Genomic DNA, 6,064 nt, shown 5'->3' with positions numbered 1-6,064 from the left:
GCCTAGTTATCTGATTTATGGTGAATAATTTACGTATAACAAGGCATTTAAGAGTGACTCACAACGCTTGGCGATCTCAGTTTAAACTTGGTTTTGGTGTTTAAGGTGCAGTGGTTTAGGTTAGGTGTTTCGCGTTGTTCGCACCTTAATGCGGCGTTATGATTTTTATCGAAGTGGGGAGGTTGTATGGCAATATCATTTGAAAGTCAGAGGCTGACAGTAGTTGAAATTACTGACGGGTTTGATTTGTCTAAACACTCATATTTGCTAGAGCGGATTCCTCAAATCCTCACGCCGGTAGTTGTAGAAAATCTTCCTCCATATTTCCACGAGATAGGTTCCGGTGAACAAGCCCGAACCTGGCTTGAGCGGATGTTGTTGGAGAGCCGCTTACTTCAAGTGGAAGCCGAGGGGCGCAAACTAATAGGTTTCCTGTTCGCTTATGTGGAAAATGACGAGTGTGCCCACATTGGTTATTTGCTCGCTGAAGAATACTGGGGACGAGGGCTAGCTAGTGAATTACTTCAAGGTTTCTTACATGAAGTCGAGAAATCCGAATCTTGGTTAAAACTCATAGGCGGTGTTGGCCGATCTAATATTGCTTCAGCGAAGTTACTTAAGAAGCTGGGGTTCATAGCGCAACCCGCTAAGGACAGTAGTGTGGTTTTCTATGAATATACGATTCCCCAGCCACAATCATAACAATAAATTTAAGAGTGATTCACAACGCTTGGCGCTTTCACTTCAAGCCAGTTTAGTGTTTATGGCACAATGCTTTAGGTAAGGTGTTAGCGTTGTTCACACCTTAATTTGGCGTTAGCTGTAATAGGTATTTGGGAGTTCTAAAATCGGATGTATAAATTAGAAATATTCTGTACGCCTGAGCAGCAAGATCTAGTGCTGAGTACTTTACATGAATCAGGTGTTGATAAAATCGGAAACTATGATCATTGTTGGGCTATTGGTTCAGTTACAGGCTCCCACCGAGCGCTTGATGGCTCAACTCCTGTGTTTGGAGGCAAAGGAAATGTGGAAAGCTATTCTCTGCTGAAGGTTGAAATCAACGTTGCGAAAAGCCAAGTGAAACCTATAGTTGAGCAGCTACGAATCTGCCTTGGCTGGGAGGAGCCTTTGGTAAATGTCTTCAAAGTGTATAACTCGGAGTTTGACCTTTGACGGTGGAGTATACAGCTAACAAGGCGTTTAAGGCGGACTCACAACGCTTTGCGAACTCAGTTTAAGTTGAATTTAGTGTATAAGGTGTAATGGTTTAGGCGTGGTGGTTGGCGTTGTTCACCACTTAACGCGGCGTTATATGCCCGATTTGAATGTAGAGGAAATAATTGGAAATATTAGGTTTTTTTCAAGTAGCACTATTGTTAGGTTGTTTGGGAATGATTATCTCTAACCTTGTTTTAATGCATACTTTGTTTTACAAAATGTCTTCTGCATTGAACGGATATAGTGTAGCGGCTATAGCGATGGCTCCTTTTTTGATCTTTATACCATGTAAGTCATCTGATGCTGCTGAACTTTATCGGAGACAAATACTTCAGCATGGTAAAAGGTTTTTGTTTTGGGTGTTTGTGTTAGCTTTATTTGTATATACGCATCATGAATACGAGTTATTTCTTGAATCTAGGCAAGTCTCAGGCATATAACAAGGCATTTAAGAGTGACTCACAACGCTTGGCGATTTTAGTTTAAACTTGGCTTTAGTGTTTAAGGTGCAGTGGTTTTGGGGTAGGTGTTTAGCGTTGTTCGCACCTTAATGCGGCGTTATGTTTACTTGAAATTCAAAGGCTTAAAGGTCTTGGGCTCTAGTTCTTTGTCCCTCTGGCAATTCGTCCCTAGTAGACTCAGCAAATCTGCATTGTCGGTCTAAGTTCTTGAATCTCTCAGCCCGTAAAACATGCCAATGTTCGCGGGTTGCTTCATTGTCAGGTCGTGGCGGTTGGCTTCTTGTTTAACTGGCTTAAAGTCGCTTTTAAGTTCTTAGCCAATTAGCATTTCGGCTTGGCAGTTGCCTCGGCAATTCAGCATTGTTTTGCGCTTTGGTTGGAAAAACAGGGCGCTTGTTGGTGCTTAGTCGGGTAGCCTCATTGGGCAGGGAAGTGGAATTACACGTTTTAGGCTGGTCGCCTTTGACGGCCAAGTTGGTTCTTACCTTGTGGTTTGCTTCAGAAAACTAATCAGAAATGGCAGTTCTTTCTCAATTAAATCATGTGTTTGTGGTAAAACATAACAAGCAATTTAAGAGGGATTCACAACGCTTGGCACTTTTGCTTCTACTTTAAGTTTGGTGTTTATGGCACAATGTTATAGGTTGGGTGGTAGCGTTGTTCACCCCTTAATTGGGCGTTATGTTTACTTGAAATTCAAAGGCTTAAAGGTCTTGGGCTCTAGTTCTTTGTCCCTCGGGCAATTCGTCCCTAGTAGACTCAGCAAATCCGCATTGTCGCTCTAAGTTCTTGAATCTCTCAGCCCGTAAAACATGCCAATGTTCGAGGGTTGCTTCATTGTCAGGTCGTGGCGGCTGGCTGTCAGTGTAACTGGCTTAAAGTCGCTTTAGGATTCTTAGCCAATTAGCACTTCAGCTTGGCAGTTGTCTCGGCAATTCAACATTGTTTTGCGCTTCAGTTGGAAAGAAAGGGCACTCGTTGAAACTTAGTCGGGTTGCCTCATTGGCCAGGGAAGTGGAATTACTGGTTTTAGGTTAATCGCCTTTGGTGGTCAAGTTGGTTCTTGCCTTGTGGTTTAGCTCAGAAAATCAGTGAGAAATAGCAGTTCTTTCTCAAGTAAATCATATGTTTGTGGTAAAACATAACAAACAATTCAACAGTGATTCGCAACGCTTGGCGCTTTCACTTCGGGTTGAGTTTAGTGTTTACGGCGCAATGTTTAAGTTCAGTGTTTGCGCTGCTCACACGTTAATTGGGCGTTAGGCGACGGGCAGGAAAGTTCTTTGTTCTCATCTTCTTAGTTTTCTTTAAGCATTCGTTTTACTAAGTCGGCAATTCAACATTGTCGGCTCAAAATCTTGAATCTCTCCAACCGTAAAACATGCCAATATTCGTGGGTTGCCTCATTGGTTTTTGGAGTTGGTTAATGGTGAGTTTAACTGACTTAAAGTGTGGCAAGGGCAAGTCAATTGAAAGTTTCGAATTTGCTGTTAGTTTGCAGCTCTGGGTTTTTCGGGCTCAAAACCTACTTTGTTGCTAAAGGTCTGTATTTCGTGGTTCTTGAATCACAAAAATTTAGTGGGTGTTTGGTTGCTTATTTGGTTTCGGGTAACCTGCTTTCAAAATAACTTAAACACTGGTGGGAAACTTCGCCTAACAAGGCGTTTAAGGCGGATTCACAACGCGTGGCGATTTCAGTTCCAGTCAGGTTAAGTGTTTAAGGTATAATGGCTTAGGTTTGGTGGTTAGCGTTGTTCACCACTTAACGCGGCGTTATATTCCTAAGGTGATAAATATGAAAAATATCGATGAATTTGGTCAGTTGATATCTAAAAGTTTACGAGATCAAGCCTTGGAAAGGTGCGTGGATATCATAGAACGAAAAGCGAAATCTCAAGAATGTATAGAAATCCACGACAGTTTATCTAGCTTAACGGATGAGCAAATCTCCGTCGTAAAACGGCTAGTAACTAGCTGCGTTGATACTGGTATTCATGATTTTCTTTATACTCTTGGTGAGAAACAAGACGAACTGTCTGTATCAATAAATGGTAAAAATATAGTCAAAGAGTCAGATGGGTTAAATGGTGAGTTATTCTCTGACGATGGTTGGTTTGCTAAATACAGTAAATATGGTGAGTCCGGAATATAACAAAGCATTTAAGAGTGACTCACAACGCTTGGCGATTTCAGTTTAAACTTGGCTTTGGTGTTTAAGGTGCAATGGTTTAGGTTAGGCGTTTAGCGTTGTTCGCACCTTAATGCGGCGTTAGGCGAAAGGAGAGGTTATGCAATTTAACTTAATTGCAGCATTTACAGTTTTTATTGGTTCGTACTTACCATTAGCGTTGATATTGGCTGTTCAAGATATTCCGTTCTCTTGGTGGAGTCGTCCATTTTGCAAGTTCGATGATATCAGTAATTGCGACTTTATCCCATTCACAAATATGTGGATTGCTATTGCCTTTATTGTCATTACGCTGTTATCGGTATTTTTTTCAAACTTAACGTTGGCTAAGATTACTTATCCCTTCAAAGTTAAGGTTAAGTCATCGAAAGGAATTCCAAACGACATAATTAATTATGTTTTCCCTTACGTTGTCTCATTTATGGGAATTAGTTATGATACACCTGAAAAGCTACTTGGTTTTGCGGTGTTCTTACTATGGATGTTTGCTATTACATATAAGTCTGGACAGATAATAATGAATCCTCTTTTGTTAATGTTTGGCTGGAAAATTTATGAAGCTACAGTGGACTTTAACGGTCAAGAACGAGACGTCAGGTTTTTGATTAAAGGGGATTTGTCCCCTGGTGAATACAGAATCCAAAAGGTTCAAGAGTTTTACATTGGTCAGGTAAATAATAATGGTTGATTTTGATGCGCTTAAAGCATTTGACTTCGCAAATGCTGATACATACTTATGGGTATTTAAAGAAAGTACTACTAAAGCAAAATTTAGAACTAAATTTGTACAAACTGAAGCAGAGTTAAATAAAGACCTAAAAGGTTTTATTTGTGCTGAAATAAACAGAATTACTGAGCATTCTCCTTACACATACATATCGCAAACAAATGAAAATAGCTGTTTAACGATCTCTTTTGATAGTACAGACTTCACATTGCTTAAGTCACAGGTTGATTTACCAGAAGTTGAACATCGTGTTAAAAGCGTTAGTGATCTAGTTGGTGCTAAAGGTTACGTTGTAAAGTTTATAAAAGATGATGTGGTGGTTTACGCTGTTAAAAGGTCAACATCAACTTGGAAAACATCTTATCCGAAAAAATTCGTCAATATGGTGTTCAAAAATGGTGAGCTTAAAGGTGTTGAGAACAACGCTTTTTCCATTGAGAAAAATTTTGATTTCTATGTGATTAACGATACTGCGTTTATTGCTAACAAAAAAGGCTTCGAGTCATCAATGAAGCACAAGGAAGAATATGTTCAGGCTTTTGATACACTTCAAAAGAATCCTGGCTTTAGTTCATTGTTTTCTGATGTTTCATCAATTGTTGAGTATGTAGGCTCTAATTCTATTCAATTACGTCGCATGGCTGTCATTGAAGAGAAAGGGGTTTATAAACAAGCTAACTTTATCAAAAACCTTATTTCAGTAAACAGCAAAAGAAAGTGGGGGCTGAACTTTGAAAACGACAAAATTGTACCATGCGAAAAAACAGTCAAAGTCATTCTTCAGGTTCTCCTTGACCATCGACTGATTAGTGAAATTACGGATCATATATACGATGTTCCAGATGCCAAGCCAGTATAATTCGCCTAACAATCTGTTTAAGAGTGATTCGCAACGCTTGGCGATTTCAGTTTAAACTTGGCTTTAGTGTTTAAGGTGTAATGGTTTAGGTTAGGTGCTTTAGCGTTGTTCGCACCTTAATGCGGCGTTAGGCGCAGTAAGAAATTTCTTGGTCCAAACCTCTAATTTTTCTTTGGCCATTTGTTCGGATTTTTCGGCAATTTTGGCCTTATCCACTTAAGTTCTTGAATTACTCAACCCGTAAAACATGTCAAAGTTTGTGGGTTGCCTCATTGGTTTTTAGGGGCGGTTTGTTGCAAGTTTCTTTGGCTCAAATCGCTTCAAGTTTGTCTATCGTCGAAACGGATTTATTGGCTGAAATTTCGCACTGAAAGTTAACCTTTCCAAATTCCATATGTATGCGCTGACTTGTCAATTTCTTTGGTGTTTTGGTTGCAGTGGGTTTCAGAGACTTAGCCGCTTTAGCCTTTGGGTTTTAATCAAATTCAGTGGTTTACGTGTGTTTATTTTTCCAAAAGGTGGTTTTAAAACTCCAATTTTAACTATTTGCGTGAAGCGCCTAACAAAGCATTTAAGAGTGACTCACAACGCTTGGCGATCTCAGTTTA

5 protein-coding genes are annotated in these 6,064 nt (G+C 39.9%); all 5 read left to right on the top strand.

The genetic code is table 11. The features are described from left to right. Positions 1-186 precede the first annotated feature (186 nt). The 5 genes from ACQEXU_RS21620 (at position 187) to ACQEXU_RS21600 (ending at position 5,456) form a co-directional block, all read left to right on the top strand. On the top strand, positions 187-702 hold the full coding sequence (locus ACQEXU_RS21620; protein ID WP_427012265.1) for a GNAT family N-acetyltransferase: 516 nt from the start codon (positions 187-189) through the stop codon (positions 700-702). A 150-nt stretch (positions 703-852) separates the two neighbouring features. Continuing rightward, positions 853-1,176 carry a hypothetical protein gene (locus ACQEXU_RS21615; protein WP_427012264.1) on the top strand — a complete coding sequence of 108 codons (324 nt, stop codon included), beginning with the start codon at positions 853-855 and terminating at the stop codon, positions 1,174-1,176. A gap of 2,301 nt (positions 1,177-3,477) precedes the next feature. Further along, on the top strand, positions 3,478-3,834 hold the full coding sequence (locus ACQEXU_RS21610; RefSeq protein WP_427012263.1) for a DUF6547 family protein: 357 nt from the start codon (positions 3,478-3,480) through the stop codon (positions 3,832-3,834). Between the two features lie 136 nt (positions 3,835-3,970). Then, positions 3,971-4,558: a hypothetical protein gene (locus ACQEXU_RS21605; protein ID WP_427012262.1), complete on the top strand. Its 588-nt coding sequence runs from the start codon at positions 3,971-3,973 to the stop codon at positions 4,556-4,558. Continuing rightward, positions 4,551-5,456 carry a DUF4868 domain-containing protein gene (locus ACQEXU_RS21600; RefSeq protein ID WP_427012261.1) on the top strand — a complete coding sequence of 302 codons (906 nt, stop codon included), beginning with the start codon at positions 4,551-4,553 and terminating at the stop codon, positions 5,454-5,456. The genes ACQEXU_RS21605 and ACQEXU_RS21600 overlap by 8 nt, the downstream gene beginning before the upstream one ends. Positions 5,457-6,064 lie beyond the last annotated feature (608 nt).

The sequence above is a fragment of the Vibrio sp. TRT 21S02 genome, assembly GCF_050113675.1.
GTDB lineage: Bacteria > Pseudomonadota > Gammaproteobacteria > Enterobacterales > Vibrionaceae > Vibrio.
Note: the sequence above shows the minus strand (reverse complement) of the source record. Positions and strands in the feature narration are given on the sequence as shown.

Excerpts from the sequence above, each read along its gene's own strand:
- ACQEXU_RS21620 (WP_427012265.1), top strand. The coding sequence starts at position 187 with ATGGCAATATCATTTGAAAGTCAGAGGCTGACAGTAGTTGAAATTACT.
- ACQEXU_RS21615 (WP_427012264.1), top strand. The coding sequence starts at position 853 with ATGTATAAATTAGAAATATTCTGTACGCCTGAGCAGCAAGATCTAGTG.
- ACQEXU_RS21610 (WP_427012263.1), top strand. The coding sequence starts at position 3,478 with ATGAAAAATATCGATGAATTTGGTCAGTTGATATCTAAAAGTTTACGA.
- ACQEXU_RS21605 (WP_427012262.1), top strand. The coding sequence starts at position 3,971 with ATGCAATTTAACTTAATTGCAGCATTTACAGTTTTTATTGGTTCGTAC.
- ACQEXU_RS21600 (WP_427012261.1), top strand. The coding sequence starts at position 4,551 with ATGGTTGATTTTGATGCGCTTAAAGCATTTGACTTCGCAAATGCTGAT.